The organism is Psychrobacter sp. FME13 (genome assembly GCF_014861395.1).
In the GTDB taxonomy this organism is placed as follows: Bacteria; Pseudomonadota; Gammaproteobacteria; order Pseudomonadales; family Moraxellaceae; genus Psychrobacter.
On sequence record NZ_RRYV01000410.1, the window covers coordinates 1 to 342 of the forward strand.

Sequence of the window (342 nt, forward strand, 5' to 3'; positions counted from 1 at the left end):
TGTTTTCTATGTCTTGAGTCGTAATGCCACCTTTACTGACATAGTTGTTTAATCCATTTTGTAGGGCTTTGTCCGTGGTGGTAATCGCGCCGCCTATCAGATTGGTTGTGCCTTCGGTGGTAAGATCAATACCACCATCCCCTGTGAAGACGCCTGACTGCTCACCCACGGCTTGATAGTCAGCATTGACATTAGTCTTGCCGCCATTGACCGAGAGACTGGAGCCTGCACCTTTGGCAAGATCAAGATCTGCACTAAAACCCATGTTCTTTTGGTCGCTGTCATAGGTAGCGGTGTCTTGTAGCGATTCGATGGTCATGTCGCCGCCGATAACGCCTTGAA

The 342-nt window shown here is 49.1% G+C and carries 1 pseudogene; it reads right to left on the reverse strand.

What is annotated here, in order from left to right:
* Window positions 1–319: pseudogene (locus tag EI164_RS16815) on the reverse strand (hypothetical protein); the annotation flags it as partial.
* Window positions 320–342 lie beyond the last annotated feature (23 nt).